The sequence below is a fragment of the Campylobacter sp. CCS1377 genome, assembly GCF_040008265.1.
Taxonomy (GTDB): Bacteria; Campylobacterota; Campylobacteria; order Campylobacterales; family Campylobacteraceae; genus Campylobacter_D.
In genome coordinates this window covers 1,745,093-1,762,708 of the sequence record NZ_CP155620.1, presented here as the reverse complement: position 1 = coordinate 1,762,708, position 17,616 = coordinate 1,745,093, and the positions used below count along the sequence as shown (strand labels likewise).

Here is a 17,616-nt window from a genome sequence, read left to right as displayed (position 1 = left end):
TTTTATACTTTGGTTAAAAAAAGGTTAAAGTTGGCTTATATAAAAAAGAAACTCTCAAACAATGGAAAAAAGGCGTTTTGTGTACTTATGGAAAACTTAAAAATTTCTATGAGTGAAGCACAAAAACTCATTGATAAAAAAAGATTGTTTTGTGATGGAAAATTAGTAGAAGAAAAAAACAAAATTTTAAACGGTTTAGTGGAATTAATCGTTTATGAAAACAATCCCAAAGGAGTAGATATTGTTTTCGAAAATGAAGATTTTGCTGTCATTGAAAAACCAAGCGGAGTACTTACACATCCTAATGGAAGAAATTGTGTTTATAGTCTTTGTGATGAAATTTGGCATTTATGGGGAAAAGAAGCCTGTGTAGCTCATAGACTCGATAAAGAAACAAGCGGACTTTTACTCGTAGCTAAACATAAAAAATCACAAATTGAGTTTAAAACTATGTTTGAAAAAAAACAAATTCAAAAAGAATATTTAGCTTTAGTCGAAGGGTGTGTAAAAGAAAATTTCATCGTGGATAAGGCTATGGATTTAGTGAAAAATTATGATGACGTCAAAACAAGAATGCAAATTTGCGAAGATGGCAAAAAAGCAATCACTGAATTTGAAATTTTAGAATTTCACTCTGATTTAAATGCTACGCTTTTGCTTTGCAAACCACTCACAGGAAGACAACATCAAATCAGACTTCATTTGTTTCATGTGAAACATAAAATTTTAGGTGATCCGCTTTATGGCTTAGAAAAAGATAAAATTGAAAGAATTTTAGATGAAAAAATGAGTAAAAAAGAACGCATACAAATAAGCGGTGCTAAACGCTTATGCTTGCATTCAAATTGCTTAAGATTTATTCATAAAAATGAAAAATTTGAGATAAAATCAAACGCAGATATAAAAAAAGAATTTTTTGATTAATTTGATTTTGTTTTCATAAATAAAAAAATCATACCAACAAAATAAATCATCACAGCCCAAACCAAAAAGGCATTAATAAGTCCTATTTGTCTGACGATAGGTTGAGAAATAATAGGGCTTAAAAATTGCCCTAAAAACATACAACTCGCTAAAATGCCATAAGCCCTTGCCCTAGCATTTTCAGGGCAGATTGAAAAAAGATAGGCTGAATTATTTACAAGCATTATCCCGCCACCCATTCCAAGTAAAGCTAAAGCCACTAAAACAGCTAAAAAATCATGGATAAAATACAAAAGTAAAAAAGCACTTGCCACAATTAAAAGCGTTAAGATATAAATAGTTTTAATATTAATCCTTTTGACAATACTTTTATAACTTAGAGAAAAAATACCATAGCAAAATGCAGAAATTGACATAGAAATTCCTATGTATTTTGGATCAAGTCCTAGATGATTTTCTATATAATAAGGCAATTGTGTAGGCGATATATAATATACAACCATAATGAAAAAACCTATAAAATATATAGGTAAAAATTGCCAATAATTCGTTTTTGCTTCTGCTTTTGTGTGATTGTAAAATTTAAATTTCCTTGGCTCAAAAAGATAAAAAAATGCCAAAAGTGTGATTAAAATTCCAAGTGAATAAACTAAAAAAGGATAACGCCAAGAATAACTTGAAACATAACCGGCTATGGAGATAAAAATCGCCCCACCCACAGCACAATAAAACCCTTGCCAAGAAAGTGCATTTTCTCTTCGGTTAAATCCACCCCTACTATAATAATCCCCAAGTAAGGCCGAAGCACCTGTCATAATAAAAGCCGTAGCTATTCCAAAAATCGATCTAGAAATAAGTATGGCATAAATATCATTGAGAAAAAATCCAGAAATTCCGGCCAAAGTCCAAATAACCATCGCAGGAAAAATGAATTTTAATTTACCAAATTTATCCATAAGCAAGCCAGCAATAGGCGATAAAATCACAACAAAAATCGCCGGTATAGTTAGCACCAAACGCGTTAAAATATCTAAATGTTCCAAAGTAAAATTAGCTATTATTCCGCTTTGATTTTGCAGTATTTCTTCAAAATGTTTATTGATAGCAGGTAGAGCCGAGGCTATCACCACACTTCCTAAAACCGTCATGGCTGCCATAGAAAAAAGGGCTATTTTAAAGCCGCCCCGTTCTGTAAGTTCAACCATTTTTTTATCTAATTTTGTGTCATTTATATGAAATTTGTATTGTTTTTTTCTCATGTGTATCGCTTTTGTATTGTTTTAGAATGTTATATTCTAGTAGAATAAAAATTAATGTTTTATAATTTTTGATAAAATTAAATCTATGATACAATATTAGTTTTAAAAATTTATAAGGAAAAACTATGCGAAAATTACCAAACAGGGGGGGGTATAGGCTTAGAATAGGTTATTATTGCCCAGATGCCCTAGGCGATATGATAGCAAGCTTAGATATGCTTTACGCAATCAAACACATATATAACGCAAAAATCATTGTCTTTGCAAAAAATAATACTTTTAGTCTCTTAAAAAATTTAACTTTTATCGACACAATTGAAATTTTAAAAAATCCTACAAGCAAAGATAATATAGCAAAAATCAATCAACACAATTTAGATTATATTCTTTCTTATAAAGCCAATACTTTTTTAATTAAACAATTTATCAAAAGCAATGCCAAAAAGATCATTACTAGATTAAAAATCAGAAGCTTTTTTTCTATAAAATGTAGAACAATTTGGATAAAACTCATCACTCGCCTTTATAAAAAAAGAACAGAAAGGGATAGATTGCTTTTTTATGCTAGAAAAATAAATACTAAGATTTTTGATGAAAAAATCAAAAATTTAGAGTTTAAAACACAAATTCAAAGCAATTTAACACATAAAAATCTAATCACAAATTTTTTAAATCAAAGCAAAATTAAAGATTTTATAATACTCAATCCTTTCAGTATCACTTCAAATTCTACCTTAGACACAATTTCTTTTTTGAAATTAGCCAAAAATATCAAGCAAAATTATCCAAAAATCAGCATTATTGTGCCTACTTATGATCTAGTTCATGATGATTTTATGGATAAACTTTTAGGATATGATAAAAATTTACTCAAAGAAATTGTGATTTTTAAAAATAATGATGATATTTTAAACTTAGCAGAGCTAATTTCAAGATCAATTTGCGTGATAAGCCCAAGCACGGGTCTCATACATATCGCTACAAATTTGAAGATTTCTAGTATAGCGCTTTATCCGCCAAAAGATGAGATATTTTGGCCTACCTATAATAATGATTATGTTTTTATAAAAAAATCTAAAGATGAGTTAAGTGAAGATGAAAAACGAGAACTTATCGTAGATATCACAAGAAGACTAGAAAAATATCTCTAGTCTTCTTTTTCTAGTTTTAAAACCTTGTTAGTTTGTATAGCTATTGGGATTTTTTTATAAGGTTTGCTAAAATCTCTACAATAATCACAGGCTTTGTAAAAATCTTGGGTATAAAATTCAAAAAATCTTTCTTTATCGTCATCTAAATTTAAAAAATCACCCGCAAATTCATCTAAGCCTTTAAGCCTTGTTAGAGAGCTTGAAATTGGACATACAAAAATTGCTCCATTTGGGGCTAGTTCTTTGCCTTTTAGATTTTCTCCTTCACTTGTCATTAAGCTTACGCAAGGCATTTTGCAATGATGATAATTTTTGATAATCTCTTCTTTGCTGCGTCCTCTTTTGTAAATTTTTTCAGTATCATACCAATGATCGGTTGTATTATAAGAAAATGCGATTTTATTTTCTTTAAGTTTTTTGAGTATGCTTTCTTGTTTTAGTGGAATTTTTAAATTTGGGGCTTGTCTATAATCTGAAATACTTATCTTTCTCACTTTTTTAGATTTTTTAAATCTTTGCACTAATTCATCTTTAAAATTAATAGTAGCATTGGTTAAAATATCAAAGGTTAAAATCTTTTTTTGTAAATCTAAATAATCCACAAGTTGTGGTAAGTCTTTAAATAACAAAGGCTCACCACCTATAATCCTAACCCTTGCTATGCTATCTACCTTAGAAAGTAAAAGCTCAAGGGATTTTTTAATGCCTTCAAGCGTGCAAGAGTATTGATTGCTTGGGGAGAAGTACTGCATTAAATTATTGCACGACTGACAACGCATAGTGCATTTTGTGGTTAAAACAAGCTCAAGATAAGGTATGTCGATAATTCCATTTTTAACGCGTTTTTCGAAATATTTTTGCAAGAAAAACTTTTTCATTAAGGCTGCGTAAGGGACTTTGTAAATTCTAGAAAGTCCTCTTTTTCCATTTAGATAAGAAAAATACCAAGCAATATTTGCTTTGATATATCTTTCTTGAAAAAGTTTATTTTCAAGTAATTTTGTCGTATCTATCATTTTTTATCCTCATTTTTTAAAACATAAATTATACCACCAATTCCCACCAAAACAACCGCACTTATAAAAATAATTTCTGCAATATCTAAAAAAGTCATTTTGCCCTTTCTTTAAGCTGCCCACAAGCTGCTGATATATCAAGCCCTTTGCTTTCTCTTATGGTGCAAGTTACACCTTTAGCACTTAGCAAATCTTGGAATTTAATCGCATTTTCAAGACTAGGACGCTTGTATAAACTGCCTTCGTGTGGATTAAAAAGTATTAAATTTACCTTTGCTTTTATACCATTTAAAAGTTTGACTAATTCTTTTGCATGTTCTATTTTATCATTAATACCATCGATTAAAAGGTATTCAAACATCACTCTTTTTCTTTGATCTATAGGAAATTCGTGCACTGCTTCCATAATCGCAGCGATATTATAGGCTTTATTGATTGGCATTAATTCGCTTCTTAGCTCATCATTTACTGCATGCAGTGAAATAGCAAGTAAAACGCCCAAATTCATTTGCCCTAGTTCTTTGATTTGTTTAGCCAAGCCACTTGTGCTTATGGTTTGTCTGCGTGGGCTTATAGCAAGTCCATCATTTTGCGCCAAGATTTTTACTGCTTTTGAGACATTTTTAAGATTATCTAACGGTTCGCCCATACCCATATAAACTATATTTACACGGCGTTCGTAAGGGATATTATTTTGTTTTTTGATCCACAAAATTTGTCCGACTATTTCTCCAGCGCTTAAATTTCTTTTTAATCCTCCTTTAGCAGTAAGGCAAAAACTACAACCACTTTTACAGCCAACTTGAGATGAAACGCAAATAGTATATCTTGTGTGCGAAATTCTTTTGCCTTCCTCATCGAATTTTTCTTCTTTCATCGGCAAAAGCACACTTTCTACTCTTAAACCATCGACAAGTTCAAAAAGATACTTTATGCTTCCATCTTTACTTTGCTCATTTTTAACGCATTTAAGGGGCGAAAAATGATAAATTTGTGCAAGCTCTAAACGCAAATCCTTAGGCAAACTTGACATATCAGAAAAATTGCTTGCGTATTTTTGGTATATCCATTGATAAATTTGTTTCACGCGAAACATTGGTTTAATTTTTTCTTCTAATTCTTGGGGCAAAAAATCTAAAATATTAATGAGTTCTTTCAAAAAATTTCCTTTTTTTAAATATAATTATTTTCTTTTAAATAAAATTCTAATTTTTCTTTGGCTTTTTGATGATTTTTTATAAAATCTTGATGTGCGTTTTCATCACAAAAATTTGTAGCACACAAAATACACTCTGCATCAATTCCAAAATTTTTAGCCACACTTAACACAGCAAAGGCTTCCATATTTTCAGCAAACAATCCAAGTTTTGCGAATTCTTTGGCTGCATTTTTGTTTTGACAGATATAATTTGATGAATTGATTTTGATTGTTTCACGAGAAACATTTTTATTTTCTATATAAATTTCATCTTTTGCAGGCGTGTAAAAAGCACTTGAAATTTTTGAAAATTCTATATTAAAAGTATGAGAGCTTTTGTAAATTTCTAAAATTTCACCCCTATCATAAAGCCCACAAGTCCCTATAAATACTATATTTGAAGGCTTTTGATTTTGACAAATTTTAGTTAAATTACAAGCCGCTTCTACAAGCCCTATACCTATGGCTTTTGCAAAATAAAAATTTTCATTTCCACCTGCACAAACTATCATTTTGTTACATCCTGCATTTTTTTGGTTTAAAAATGAGAATTTTAGCTAAAAAGACTTAAAATTAAGATTTTTTTGCTACAATAAAATCCGATGATTAAGGCAAAGAAACAATATGGACAAAATTTTTTAAACAACAAAAGTGTTTTAATAAAAATCACTCAAGCCATACCCAAAGATACAAAAAATATTGTAGAGATTGGGCCTGGCTTAGGTGATTTAACGCAAGAACTTTTAAAAATTTCAAAGGTAAAAGCTTATGAGATTGATGATGATCTTATATCTATTTTACAAAAGAAATTTCAAAAAGAACTTGAATGTGGAAAATTAAATTTGCTTCATCAAGATGCAAGCGAGCTTGTATGTTTTGATGAAAATAAGTATTTTTTGGTTGCAAATTTGCCTTATTATGTTGCAAGCCATTTGATATTACAAGCTTTAGAAGATGAAAATTGTCAAGGGCTTATAGTAATGGTACAAAAAGAAATGGCTTTAAAATTTTGTGCTAATAGCGGAGATAGCGATTTTTCAGCTCTTGGGGTTTTAAGCGCAATGATTTGCGAAAGAAAAATACTTTTCGATGTTGAGCCTTCTTGTTTTAATCCACCACCAAAGGTGATGTCTTCGGTGATGTATCTAAACAAAAAGGGCGAATTTAAGGATTTTTGTAATTTAAATGGATTTAAAATTTTATTACGAGATTGTTTTAAAGCTCCTAGAAAACAACTAATTAGTAATTTAAAACAACACAAAAGTATAATTTTAAAACTTCTCAAAGATCTTGATTTAAAAGACAATGTCAGACCACATGAACTTTGCGTTGATTCATACCTTAAAATTTATGAAAAATTAAAGGATTATTATGAATATGGAAGAGAATGTAAATATTGAATCGCAAGAACAAAATCCAAACGCGAATTCTAAAAATAACAAGAAATATAAGCATAAAAATAGAAGAAAAAAACTTTCTAATTCAATAAATAATAATGGAAAGCAAGAAAATATTGACAATTCCGCACAAGAAAATGCAGAAGTATCCCAAAAAAGCGAAAAGAAAAAGAAAAAAAATCGCAATCTTCCTTCAAAGCTTACTGGCAATGAAGACTGGCAAATCGCACTTGCACAGTGTATAGAAGCAAATCGTGTTTCACATGAAAACCGCTTACACCCTTTAAAATATAACAATTCTAGCGAGCATAAAATCCGCATTACTCCACTAGGTGGCTTAGGAGAAATTGGCGGAAATATCAGCGTATTTGAGACAAATAACGATGCAGTAATTATTGATATTGGTATGAGTTTCCCAGATGGGACTATGCATGGGGTGGATATTATTATCCCTGATTTTGATTATGTGAGAAAAATCAAAGATAAAATTCGTGGTATCATCATCACTCACGCACATGAAGATCATATTGGTGCGGTGCCGTATTTTTTCAAAGAATTTCAATTCCCTATTTATGCTACGCCTTTAGCACTAGGTATGATTTCAAACAAATTTGAAGAACACGGCTTAAAAGCAGAACGCAAATGGTTTCGTCCAGTAGAAAAACGCAAGGTTTATGAGATAGGAGAATTTGATATAGAATGGATCCATATCACGCACTCTATCATAGATGCTTCTGCACTTGCTATTAAAACTAAAGCAGGGACTATCATACACACAGGAGATTTTAAGATAGATCAAACTCCAATCGATGGCTATCCGACTGATTTAGGGCGTTTAGCACATTATGGCGAAGAAGGGGTTTTGTGTCTTTTAAGTGACAGTACCAATTCTTACAAAGAAGGCTATACTAAAAGCGAAAGCTCCGTAGGGCCTACTTTTGATCAAATTTTTGCCAAAACCAAAGGTAGAGTGATAATGAGTACTTTTAGCTCTAATATACACCGCGTTTATCAAGCTATCACTTATGGTTTAAAATATGGTAGAAAGGTTTGCGTGATCGGTCGTTCCATGGAAAGAAATCTTTATACGACTATGGAGCTAGGATATATAAAGCTCGATAGAAAGATTTTCATTGATGCAGATGAGGTTAGCAAGTATAAAGATAATGAAGTTTTAATCGTTACCACAGGAAGTCAAGGCGAAACGATGAGTGCGCTTTATAGAATGGCAACCGATGAGCATAAATTCATAAAAATTAAACCTACAGATCAAATCATCATTTCAGCCAAAGCTATCCCAGGTAATGAGGCAAGCGTTTCTGCGGTGCTTGATTATCTTTTAAAAGCGGGCGCTAAAGTAGCGTATCAAGAATTTAGTGAAATTCATGTAAGCGGTCATGCGAGTATAGAAGAGCAAAAATTAATGCTGACTTTGGTTAAGCCTAAATTTTTCTTACCAGTGCATGGAGAATACAATCACATTAACAAACATAAAGAAACCGCTATAAAATGTGGAATTCCTGAAAGGAATATTTATCTTATGAGCGATGGCGATCAAGTCGAGCTTTGTCAAAAATATGTAAAACGCGTTAAAACTGTTAAAACCGGCAAAGTTTTTGTGGATAATCAAATCAACAAACAAATCGCTGATGATGTGGTAATCGATCGTCAAAAATTAGCCGATAGTGGTATAGTTGTCATCATCGCACAGCTTGATAAAACAACAAAAACACTCATCAACAAGCCAAGAGTATTTAGCTATGGTCTTGTAGCGGATAAACAAGATCACGCATTTTCTAAAGAAATGGCAGAAGTTTTGGGACAATTTTTCATCAATGTTAAAGATGAAGTGCTTAATGATCCAAAATTTTTAGAAAATCAAATTCGCCAAGTGCTAAGAAAACATATTTTTAGAAAAATCAAAAAATATCCAACCATAGTTCCAACTATTTTTGTGATGTAAAAATAAGGCGATTTTTCGCCTTAAATTTTTAGGAAGTCAAATGAGAATCAATAAATTCATATCACATAATACTCGTTATTCTCGTCGTGAAGCGGATGAGCTGATTAAACAAGGCTTAGTTAAAATAAATAATAAAATAGCTCTTCTAAGTGATGAAGTAAAATTTGATGATAAAGTTTTTATCAAGGGTAAAAGAATTCAAAAAAGAACTCAATTTAGTGTGATTATTTATCATAAACAAAAAGGTGAAATTGTTAGTAAAAAAGATGATCGTGGAAGAAAAACCATCTATGATACTTTGCCAAGACAATTTAGTACTTGGCTAAGTGTTGGTAGGCTTGATTTTGCTAGTGAAGGTTTGCTTTTACTAACTGATTCTCCTGTGATCGCACATGCTTTGATGAATAGCGACTTAGAAAGAGAATATTATTTAAAAGTTAAAGGCATAGTAACAAAGCAAGTTATAGAAGCTATGCAAAATGGACTTGAAATTAAAAATGAAAAAAAAGGTGCACATGCGAAAACAAAAATTACTTCTATGAGTTTTGCTCCTTTTATAGACTTTGAAATTTTTGGTTCAAGTGGTGGATATACTAAGCTTAGAGTTATTATAAATGAAGGTAAAAACAGAGAGCTTAGACGCTTTTTTGGGCATTTTGACTTAGAAGTGATGGACTTAAAACGCGTGGCTTTTGGGGCTTTAGATCTTGGAATGCTAAAAGCAGGAAAATACCGCTATTTGGAAAATGGAGAATATGAAAAATTAAGAGATTTTTTAAAAATGAATGAAATAAGGTATTAAATTTTTAAAATCATTTTAGTTTTTCTTACTTAAATTTGAAATTGTTTTGTTTAAATCTTTGTTGTTTAAAAGACTAAAAACACTTTTTTTATCCAAAGAAAAGGTATTGTTTTCACCGTTTTTAATCAAATAACTTTCTCCAATATTTGAAAGTATATACAAATCTTTTACAATCAAAGTTGCATTGTTTTCTTTAAAAATAGGAATATGATTAAAGTCTAGTAATTCTTTAACTTCGGTTTTATTATAAAGCATAAAGCTTTGATTGTAATTGCCTATTTTGCTTATTCTAATAATATAAGGGTTTAACTTAATAACCGCCAAAATAAATGCAAATATAGTAGCGAATAATAAAGTATATTTTTTATGAATGATAGAAAGCCATACAAAAACAATTGCATAGTATAGAATATACGTAACTATTAAACTAATGGTATCTTGAATTTTAAAAAATAAAATAATAAAGCAAAATCCACAAAATAAAACACATAAATTTACAAAAAATAATGCTATGCTAGAGTAAAATTCTTTTATAAAAAATTTCTTTATACCAAATAAAAATAATGAAGCAACAATAAATGGAAATAAAGGAGTTATAGCATATACTAAGGAATTTAAATTTGAAAAGAAATTAACAATGTTATCCAAAAAATAAAAAACTACAAAAGCTCCAATACTAGATATTATCATAGGCAAAAATATAAAATACACTTTTTGCTCAGTTTTAATATCAGAAATATTTTTTAAAATTTCTTTAAAAAAGAATAAAGGTGCAATACAAAAAATAATAAAAAATGGAGCAAATACAATTCCCGCCCAAGCTGTTAAAAAAATAATAGAAATAATCAAGTCTTTACTAAAGTCAGGGATAAAATTAATAGTAAAAAGAAAATATTGGGTTAAAATCAAAGTTCCTAAAGCAAAACTTATAAAAATACTACTAGTGCTTATCACTACTAAATATTGCTTTAAAAAATCCATTATCAGAAAAAATTGTCGCTTAAAATTTTCAAATTCATTTATATTTTCTTTATTCATCCATCTATCTTTTAAAAATTTATAAAAGATGATTTTACAAGAAAATGCTTTTTTAAATCTTTAAGTGATGTCTAAATCAAAAAATTAAAAGATTTTCAAGCGTTTAAGCCCTTGAATTTTCCTTAATTTCCAAACACCTTCAATAAATGTGCTTTATAATTCTTAATATATTTCTCTACTTGTGGATTTTTCATCACATCATTGCAGATAAAAGTAGGTAACGCACTCATACCCAAAAACTGATTTGCTTTGTGTAAATGCAAATACACTCCATCTACGCCTACATCTTCAAAAAACTCATTTTGTCTTTTTTCATCATCAAAGTCCCAAGTATAAATAATACACCAACAAGTAATTCTCGTAATATTGCGAGTTCAAACGCTATAGGACTTGAAAGCATGGGCTTAATATCCCATAACATAATAGCTAATACTATGTTAATAAACAACAAACCTGCATAAATATATGCAATAATCTTAAAAGGCTCTACTTGAGTAATTTTGCTAAGATGTAGAAAAAACAAGATTGTGGCAATATTGGCTAATACAGAAAACCACTCAAAATGCAATCCATAATAAGCAATAAGAATTGGAGGTAAAAATGAAAGTATCCAATACAATACCAAAAGCCATTTTTTAGTATTTTTAGCAAATAAAACACAAGCTATAAGCCCAGCAATCTCTATTGGAAAGACAAAAATCCCCAAGTAATATCTAAATATAGGTAAGGCATTACATACAAACAAGATCCCAACTAAAGCAAAAAGTATTTTTACAAAAGCCAAATTGCCTTTATAGGTTTGATACTCTTTTATCTCTTTAAGCTCATAAGAAAGCTCTTTTACCTTACTCCAAGCAACGATATAAAAAATCGCACTTATAAATAGTAAAGATAATGCTACAAATTCTAATCTATACATAATCTCATAACGAATTCTTGCAAAGAATGAAAAAGCTATCAAAAGAAAAATCGCTATAGGATAATACCAAAAAGCATAGATAAAAGTTTTTTGAGAGCTTACTCTTGCAAGCTCATAATGCAGATTTTTAAATGGTATAAAAATCGCACAAGCAAACATAAATAACAACATAATGGTATGGGGAGCAAAATACTTTATGTCTGCTAAACCAAGCTCCATAATAAAAAAGGTTACAAAAACAATAACAATACAAGCAATTATAAAAAGATTAGCAAACAAATCTTTCGCACTTGAATGCTTTGTAACCCCATAAATAGCGACTAAAAAACTCATTAAAGAAGCTAAACCCAAAAGCATACTTAAAATAAAATCCCATGCAATACCTACAAAAAAAGCCAACAAATAAAGCCCTATACTACTTAACGCTGCCATCTTTATGAATTTAATATACTTTTGTGTATTATCTGGCACTTTTTCTCCTTGTGAAAATATAGATTATAGCATCCTCTAAATTGATTTTAAAATATTTTTCCAAAAAGGTGGTTAATTGCCCTTTAGATTTGAAATACTTTTAATAAATGTTCTTTATAATCTTTGATATAATCTTGTACTTGTGGATTTTTAATCACATCATTGCAGATAAAAGTTGGTAATGCACTCATCCCCAAAAATTGATTTGTCTTGTGTAGATGTAAATACACTCCATCTACGCCCACACCTTCGAAAAATTGATCCTTTTTATTAAATGCTTCAAGCGGTGCATTCCAAGTAAGAGAAAACATATATTTTTTATCTCTTATAAGCCCACCGCTGCCGTATTTTTTACTTGTATCTTCTCTACTTCTGCCATCATTTGCATAAAGTTTTCCATGTCCTGCAGTAAATACCTCATCAATGTATTTTTTCACTATCCAAGGCTCACCCATCCACCAGCTGGGCATTTGATAGATGATTGCATCGGAATTTAAGATTTTTGCGACTTCTTTTTCTATGTCATAGCCTTTATCAATATGCGTTTCATCAACATTTAATCCTAAACTTAAAAGACTTTCTTTTGCCACTTCGTGTAAGGTATCATTTAGCTTCCCACCAGAATGCCCAAAACTTTTAGCTCCATTTAATAAAAGTATATTTTTCATCTTTTCTCCTATAATTTTTTGATAAAACAAACAATTCTATTTGCCTCACTAAAGCCCAAAGCTTTGTGAAAACTAAGACTTTTTTGGTTTTCTAATTCACAATCACTTGCGAATTCCTTTGCACCTTGCTTTTTTGCCCATTTTTCGCAAAACTCTAATAATTCTTTAGCAAAACCGCGTTTGCGAAATTCTTCTTTTATAAAAATCCCTTCTAAATATCCTACAGGAGAGCTAGAAGATCCCTCTACATAATCATTTCTTAAACTCACATAGGCAAAGCCTATTGCCTCTATACCCATATATTTTAGAAAAATAACAGATTTTTTATCTTCTAAAATTTCTAAAAATTCTTGCTCCAAATCTTTTAAATTATGATTTGGCCAAAGCAAAAGGGCTAAATTTGCTATTGTTTCGTTATCATTTTTGTTAGCTTTTTTTACCATAATAAACCTAAATTTTCAACCTTTTATCTTCTAATTTCATCCTAACCAATACCAAAATAAGCCCTAAACCCACCATGATAATAGAACTTATCGCAATATATTTAGTTTCTTTTATAGAAATGACTAAACCACAAAGAGTAGCACCCACACTGATAGAAATATTTGAAACGCTTATAAAAAGCCCGTTGGTAAAATCTTTTGCCCTAGGGAAAGGAAAAGTAATGATATAATGCATTGCATTATTCATAACTCCATTTAAAATTCCCAAAACCAAGCTCAATGTAAGCATGATTGCAAATTGCACTGCATTTGCAAAAATCAAAGCATATATCAAAATCATCGCCATAGAAGTAAATATAAGCGTTTGATTTGAATGATTGACTAAAGTTTTACCTGCGATATTATTGCCGATAATACTTGCAAAGCCATAAATAAAAAGCGCTAAACTAATATTTGTGAAGCTCATTTTACTTACACTAAACAAAAATTCAGAATAATAAGAATAAAAACCCAAATACCCCGTCGAAATACAAAAAACAGCAAGCATAGAAACCCACAAAAGCGCATATCTTAGACTTAAAAGCTGTTTTCCTACCTTTATCCTACTTGTCTTTTTAAAATCAGGCATAAAAAACAAAGTAATAAAAAACGCTAAAGAATTGATCGCCACATAAAAAGCCATTGCCATTTCAAAGCTAAAATTCCCACCAAAATAGCTACTCAGTGGTACACCAAGAACCAACCCCGCACTAATAGCCATAAAAATCTTTGCAACTATATGAGGCACTTTACTTTTATCATCTGCTAAATTTGCAGCTGTGCTAAAAGCAAGTGCGAGATAAATAGGATGAAAAAAAGCGGGGATAGCTCTTAAAATCAAATGTAACCAAAAATCATTTACAAACATACTTGCCAAAGAGCTAAGAGAAAAAATAGTCAAACAAAAAAGCATAAGTTTTTTAGGATTAAAATTCGCACAAAGCATAGGTGCAATAGGCGCACAACACATCACAACAAGTGCAAATATACTCACGCTCCACCCTGCATCGCTGACACTCACGCCAAATTTCTCCGATATAAGCGGTATGATCCCCATCACCCCAAGCTCCATACTGATAAGCCCAAACACACCTAGACAAAGTGTGATTAAGATCTTGATTTGATAAGTATTGTTTATAGTTATACTTGATTGTTGCATTAAAAAAACCTTTTTTCGAAAAATTAAACTCACGATTTTAATTTGTGTAAGTTATAATGTCAATACGTAAAATAAAGTAAGATACTATCTAAAAGTAAAGTATAAATACTAAACATATTTAAACGATTGGAGGAAAATATGCAAAATACCAAAAATTCAAGTTGTAATTATCAAGAATGTGGGTTTAACTACACACTATCGCTTATTGCAGGCAAATACAAAATGAGTGTGCTTTATTGCCTTTATAAAGAAAACATTGTGCGTTATAATGAGCTAAATAGGATCCTCTCTCCCATATCATTTAAAACCTTAACCAATGTCTTGCGTGAGCCAGAGAATGATGGGTTTATTATCCGTAAAGAATATCCACAAATCCCATCAAAGGTAGAATATAGCCTATCACCTAAAGGAAAAAGCTTTATTTCTATTTTACAAGCTATGTGTGATTGGGGCGAGGAGTATAAAAGTAGTAAGACTACCAAAGAATAAACTATAGCATTTTTGTGATTTATCTAAGCTCTCCTAAATTGTACCTCTAAAAGTAGTCAAGCCTTAGTATTCAACCTCTTTCTTTGTCGCTTTTATAATCATCAAATAACTTCTAAAGCATTAATACTCTCTTGCAAAGTTTCTATAAACTTTGATACATGATAACCATCACAAATAGCGTGATTAACATTAATATTTAGCAAAATTTTAGAATCTTTTATTTTAGAAAGTGTAAAGATAGGTGCATAAAATTTACTTCTATCAATTTGCAAATTAAAATCCTTAAAATCAATCCAAGGAAGCGAAGATACAAAAAATATATTTGGCAAATTTGTCGTCTTTGCCTCATAGCTTAGATTCTCTCCAAACTCCGCTTTATCACTTTGCATATTCTCATTAAATTTAGCAAAATCCTCATCATACTCACTCCAAAGGGAGCTAAAAGTCTCGCTATTTTTATGAAAAATTGTATAGCTTGGGTGAGATATTTCATAATAGCCTAAAATCTTATCTTTATAATCCATTCTAAACTCTGCTATCTCATTCACACTCCTAGAAATACAATAAAGAATAAGACTAAAAAAGCTATATCCTTTTTGTTTTTGATTTAATAAATTTTGCACTTCAAGTTCTACACTTAGCGAAAAGCCGCAAGGATTTGCACTAAAAAACCTAAAATGCTCTTTTCTTAAATAAGATTCGAAATCAATGGGGATAAAATCATAATCTTTCACAAAATGCCTTTCATATAAATTTATATAAAGATGTATAAATAGCATATCCGCCAAACATTGTTTAGATATGAAAGTGGCATCAATGCAAGTTTGTATTAAATTATTTCGTAATAGCTTTAATTACCGTATAAGGTAAATGAATTTAAGGCTCCTTAAGAGCCCTAAATTTACTCATCTCTCATATCGATCACATAGCGGAATTTTGCTTTTCCTGAAGTTAAGTTTTCATAAGCTTTATCGATGTCTTTTGAGGTGATGAGTTCAGTTTCTGGATAAATTTGATTTTTAAGTGAAAAATCAAGCATTTCTTGAGTCTCTGCGATCCCGCCAATTAGCGAACCATAGACTTTTTTACCTGCTTTATGCACAAAGGTTGTTACGCTGATACTTGGAGCAACTTCGTGAGGTGGTAAGCCTACTATCGCCATTTCACCGCCAAATTTAAGCAAATCCATATAAGCACTTGGATCATAAGGGGTTGGAATGGTTGAGATGATAAGATCAAAGCGTTCTTTTACGGCGTTTTTGTCCGTGCTTGTGTAAAAAGAACTCACTCCCATAGCTAAAGCATCGGATTTTTTGTTTTCATTTCTAGCAAAAACACTCACTTTTGCACCCATTTTCACAGCGTATTTAACCGCCATCATTCCAAGTCCGCCAAATCCAGCTACGGCAACGCTTGAGCCTTCTTTAATGTTTGAAAATTTAAGTGGCGAATAAGTGGTAATGCCTGCACAAAGTAGGGGTGCGACCTTTTCCATCGGTGCATCTTTTGGCACACAAACAGCGAATTTCTCGCTTACGACTATGTTATTTGAGTAGCCTCCATAAGTGTTTTCATTGCCATGAAAAATATCGCAACTATTATAAGTGTAAATGGTTTGTCCTTTTTCGCAAAATTGCTCTTGTGATTTTTTGCACGCTTCACATTCTCCGCACGAATTTACCATACATCCAACCCCTGCGTAATCGCCCACTTTAAATTTGCTTACATTCTTACCTATGGCGATGACTTCACCGGCTATCTCATGTCCTGGCACGCAAGGATAAGTAGCCTCTCCCCACTCACTTCTTGCAGTGTGTATATCGCTATGGCAAATCCCTGCGTATAAAATTTTAATCAAAATATCATTATCGCCTATGGCATGACGAGTGAATTCAAAAGGTGTAAATTTCGCATCTTTGTTAAGCATAGCATAGCCTTTACTTTTAATGCGACCATTTTCTAAAAAGATTTTAGAATCCATTTTTCTCTCCTTGTTTTTGATTTTTATAATTATAAAGCATTAGAGTAGCTATAAGTCAAGAGGAAAGTTTAAATTTTTAAAAATTATTATAAATACTTGAATCAATCATGCTTTTTATTACTTCGCTTTTTGTAATTTCTTGGAAATGCAGTCTTACCTAGCTGTCATCAATATGTATCAATTCCTTTTATATTAAAATTATTTATTTTATAACAATCAATAAATTCTTCTACAACCTTATTCTTTTTGAAATTGAAAATATGTTAATACTTTTATCTGCATAATAATCATATTATAGGGAAAACTAAAGGTTTGTGATGTGAACAATACTTATTACAAAAGAATAAAAATTTTTATCTACTCCATTTATTTTAACATTTGCTATTTTGTTAGCTAAGGTTAAATCTTTATTTTTCAAATCCTTATCAATTTTCAAATTTTTTGCATATTTAGCAACTGGAAAAATTGAAAAAATATTAGTACTATAAAAAAATCATTTAACGATAATGTTTTTATCAAAATATCATCTATATCATCATTTTTTGGATAAATTTTTGTAAATATTTTTTTAATGCATTTTCTTGCAAAGCATAATGATCGCTTAACTTAAGATAATTTTGTGCTTCTTGAAAACTTGGTCTATTTATTTTAATTTTGGGAGTCATTTTTGTCCTTTTTGCTCTGAGATATTTTAGCGAA

At 30.6% G+C, this 17,616-nt stretch carries 19 protein-coding genes and 1 pseudogene; 6 read left to right on the top strand and 14 right to left on the bottom strand.

The window, feature by feature from the left end:
- Nucleotides 1-30: 30 nt before the first annotated feature.
- Nucleotides 31-924 carry an RluA family pseudouridine synthase gene (locus AAH949_RS08935; RefSeq protein WP_348518547.1) on the top strand — a complete coding sequence of 298 codons (894 nt, stop codon included), beginning with the start codon at nt 31-33 and terminating at the stop codon, nt 922-924.
- Here AAH949_RS08935 and AAH949_RS08930 read toward each other — a convergent pair.
- A complete protein-coding gene (locus AAH949_RS08930; protein ID WP_348518546.1) occupies nt 921-2,183 on the bottom strand; it encodes an MFS transporter in 1,263 nt (420 codons plus the stop codon). The genes AAH949_RS08935 and AAH949_RS08930 overlap by 4 nt on opposite strands.
- A gap of 125 nt (nt 2,184-2,308) precedes the next feature.
- Here AAH949_RS08930 and AAH949_RS08925 point away from each other — a divergent pair, with 125 nt between their 5' ends.
- Nucleotides 2,309-3,334 (top strand): glycosyltransferase family 9 protein, encoded by a 1,026-nt coding sequence (locus tag AAH949_RS08925; RefSeq protein ID WP_348518545.1) that lies wholly within the window; start codon nt 2,309-2,311, stop codon nt 3,332-3,334.
- Here the strand turns inward: AAH949_RS08925 and AAH949_RS08920 are convergent.
- The 4 genes from AAH949_RS08920 to AAH949_RS08905 are packed head-to-tail and all read right to left on the bottom strand — an operon-like array spanning nt 3,331 to nt 6,060.
- Nucleotides 3,331-4,350 (bottom strand): radical SAM protein, encoded by a 1,020-nt coding sequence (locus AAH949_RS08920; RefSeq protein WP_348518544.1) that lies wholly within the window; start codon nt 4,348-4,350, stop codon nt 3,331-3,333. The genes AAH949_RS08925 and AAH949_RS08920 overlap by 4 nt on opposite strands.
- Entirely contained in the window at nt 4,347-4,448 is a 102-nt protein-coding gene (locus AAH949_RS08915; RefSeq protein ID WP_243832605.1) for a hypothetical protein, read from the bottom strand. Before AAH949_RS08915 ends, AAH949_RS08920 begins: the two co-directional genes overlap by 4 nt.
- Nucleotides 4,445-5,509, bottom strand: coding sequence for a 23S rRNA (adenine(2503)-C(2))-methyltransferase RlmN (gene rlmN / locus AAH949_RS08910; protein WP_348518543.1), 1,065 nt, complete (start codon nt 5,507-5,509; stop codon nt 4,445-4,447). Before rlmN ends, AAH949_RS08915 begins: the two co-directional genes overlap by 4 nt.
- Before the next feature lie 14 nt (nt 5,510-5,523).
- Nucleotides 5,524-6,060, bottom strand: coding sequence for a purine-nucleoside phosphorylase (locus AAH949_RS08905; RefSeq protein ID WP_134238795.1), 537 nt, complete (start codon nt 6,058-6,060; stop codon nt 5,524-5,526).
- A gap of 90 nt (nt 6,061-6,150) precedes the next feature.
- Between AAH949_RS08905 and rsmA the strand changes: the two genes are divergently transcribed.
- From rsmA to AAH949_RS08890, 3 genes are read left to right on the top strand one after another with little or no spacing between them, the layout of a single operon-like run.
- Nucleotides 6,151-6,948 (top strand): 16S rRNA (adenine(1518)-N(6)/adenine(1519)-N(6))-dimethyltransferase RsmA, encoded by a 798-nt coding sequence (gene rsmA, locus AAH949_RS08900; protein ID WP_348518542.1) that lies wholly within the window; start codon nt 6,151-6,153, stop codon nt 6,946-6,948.
- Entirely contained in the window at nt 6,920-8,908 is a 1,989-nt protein-coding gene (locus AAH949_RS08895) for a ribonuclease J (RefSeq protein ID WP_348518541.1), read from the top strand. Before rsmA ends, AAH949_RS08895 begins: the two co-directional genes overlap by 29 nt.
- A 40-nt stretch (nt 8,909-8,948) precedes the next feature.
- A complete protein-coding gene (locus tag AAH949_RS08890; RefSeq protein WP_134238798.1) occupies nt 8,949-9,710 on the top strand; it encodes a pseudouridine synthase in 762 nt (253 codons plus the stop codon).
- A gap of 15 nt (nt 9,711-9,725) precedes the next feature.
- On the opposite strand, the gene AAH949_RS08885 is transcribed toward AAH949_RS08890, so the two are convergent.
- The 6 genes and pseudogenes from AAH949_RS08885 to AAH949_RS08860 form a co-directional block, all read right to left on the bottom strand.
- The gene (locus AAH949_RS08885) at nt 9,726-10,748 is read right to left on the bottom strand and encodes a hypothetical protein (protein ID WP_348518540.1); all 1,023 of its coding nucleotides are present in this window, start codon (nt 10,746-10,748) and stop codon (nt 9,726-9,728) included.
- Nucleotides 10,749-10,870: 122 nt separating this feature from the next.
- Nucleotides 10,871-11,071, bottom strand: a pseudogene (locus AAH949_RS08880) (NADPH quinone reductase MdaB); the annotation flags it as partial.
- Nucleotides 11,029-12,138 carry a hypothetical protein gene (locus AAH949_RS08875; protein WP_348518539.1) on the bottom strand — a complete coding sequence of 370 codons (1,110 nt, stop codon included), beginning with the start codon at nt 12,136-12,138 and terminating at the stop codon, nt 11,029-11,031. The pseudogene AAH949_RS08880 and the gene AAH949_RS08875, both read right to left, overlap by 43 nt.
- A gap of 83 nt (nt 12,139-12,221) precedes the next feature.
- Nucleotides 12,222-12,806, bottom strand: a complete 585-nt coding sequence (locus tag AAH949_RS08870) for an NAD(P)H-dependent oxidoreductase (RefSeq protein ID WP_348518538.1) — start codon at nt 12,804-12,806, stop codon at nt 12,222-12,224.
- A gap of 8 nt (nt 12,807-12,814) precedes the next feature.
- Complete coding sequence (gene aac(6') / locus AAH949_RS08865) at nt 12,815-13,249, bottom strand: aminoglycoside 6'-N-acetyltransferase (RefSeq protein ID WP_134238802.1); 435 nt, start codon at nt 13,247-13,249, stop codon at nt 12,815-12,817.
- A gap of 7 nt (nt 13,250-13,256) precedes the next feature.
- Nucleotides 13,257-14,447: an MFS transporter gene (locus AAH949_RS08860; protein WP_348518537.1), complete on the bottom strand. Its 1,191-nt coding sequence runs from the start codon at nt 14,445-14,447 to the stop codon at nt 13,257-13,259.
- A gap of 138 nt (nt 14,448-14,585) precedes the next feature.
- Here AAH949_RS08860 and AAH949_RS08855 point away from each other — a divergent pair, with 138 nt between their 5' ends.
- Nucleotides 14,586-14,936, top strand: a complete 351-nt coding sequence (locus AAH949_RS08855; RefSeq protein WP_348518536.1) for a helix-turn-helix domain-containing protein — start codon at nt 14,586-14,588, stop codon at nt 14,934-14,936.
- 101 nt (nt 14,937-15,037) lie between these two features.
- Here the strand turns inward: AAH949_RS08855 and AAH949_RS08850 are convergent, their stop codons facing one another.
- From AAH949_RS08850 to AAH949_RS08840, 3 genes are all read right to left on the bottom strand, one after another.
- Complete coding sequence (locus AAH949_RS08850) at nt 15,038-15,670, bottom strand: CatA-like O-acetyltransferase (RefSeq protein ID WP_348518535.1); 633 nt, start codon at nt 15,668-15,670, stop codon at nt 15,038-15,040.
- 167 nt (nt 15,671-15,837) lie between these two features.
- Nucleotides 15,838-16,917: an NAD(P)-dependent alcohol dehydrogenase gene (locus AAH949_RS08845; RefSeq protein ID WP_348518534.1), complete on the bottom strand. Its 1,080-nt coding sequence runs from the start codon at nt 16,915-16,917 to the stop codon at nt 15,838-15,840.
- A gap of 527 nt (nt 16,918-17,444) precedes the next feature.
- Nucleotides 17,445-17,582: a hypothetical protein gene (locus AAH949_RS08840; RefSeq protein ID WP_348518533.1), complete on the bottom strand. Its 138-nt coding sequence runs from the start codon at nt 17,580-17,582 to the stop codon at nt 17,445-17,447.
- Between the last annotated feature and the right edge of the window lie 34 nt (nt 17,583-17,616).

Excerpts from the sequence above, each read along its gene's own strand:
- AAH949_RS08930 (WP_348518546.1), bottom strand. The coding sequence starts at position 2,183 with ATGAGAAAAAAACAATACAAATTTCATATAAATGACACAAAATTAGAT.
- AAH949_RS08925 (WP_348518545.1), top strand. The coding sequence starts at position 2,309 with ATGCGAAAATTACCAAACAGGGGGGGGTATAGGCTTAGAATAGGTTAT.
- AAH949_RS08920 (WP_348518544.1), bottom strand. The coding sequence starts at position 4,350 with ATGATAGATACGACAAAATTACTTGAAAATAAACTTTTTCAAGAAAGA.
- AAH949_RS08915 (WP_243832605.1), bottom strand. The coding sequence starts at position 4,448 with ATGACTTTTTTAGATATTGCAGAAATTATTTTTATAAGTGCGGTTGTT.
- AAH949_RS08905 (WP_134238795.1), bottom strand. The coding sequence starts at position 6,060 with ATGATAGTTTGTGCAGGTGGAAATGAAAATTTTTATTTTGCAAAAGCC.
- rsmA (WP_348518542.1), top strand. The coding sequence starts at position 6,151 with ATGATTAAGGCAAAGAAACAATATGGACAAAATTTTTTAAACAACAAA.
- AAH949_RS08895 (WP_348518541.1), top strand. The coding sequence starts at position 6,920 with ATGAATATGGAAGAGAATGTAAATATTGAATCGCAAGAACAAAATCCA.
- AAH949_RS08890 (WP_134238798.1), top strand. The coding sequence starts at position 8,949 with ATGAGAATCAATAAATTCATATCACATAATACTCGTTATTCTCGTCGT.
- AAH949_RS08885 (WP_348518540.1), bottom strand. The coding sequence starts at position 10,748 with ATGAATAAAGAAAATATAAATGAATTTGAAAATTTTAAGCGACAATTT.
- AAH949_RS08870 (WP_348518538.1), bottom strand. The coding sequence starts at position 12,806 with ATGAAAAATATACTTTTATTAAATGGAGCTAAAAGTTTTGGGCATTCT.
- AAH949_RS08860 (WP_348518537.1), bottom strand. The coding sequence starts at position 14,447 with ATGCAACAATCAAGTATAACTATAAACAATACTTATCAAATCAAGATC.
- AAH949_RS08855 (WP_348518536.1), top strand. The coding sequence starts at position 14,586 with ATGCAAAATACCAAAAATTCAAGTTGTAATTATCAAGAATGTGGGTTT.
- AAH949_RS08845 (WP_348518534.1), bottom strand. The coding sequence starts at position 16,917 with ATGGATTCTAAAATCTTTTTAGAAAATGGTCGCATTAAAAGTAAAGGC.
- AAH949_RS08840 (WP_348518533.1), bottom strand. The coding sequence starts at position 17,582 with ATGACTCCCAAAATTAAAATAAATAGACCAAGTTTTCAAGAAGCACAA.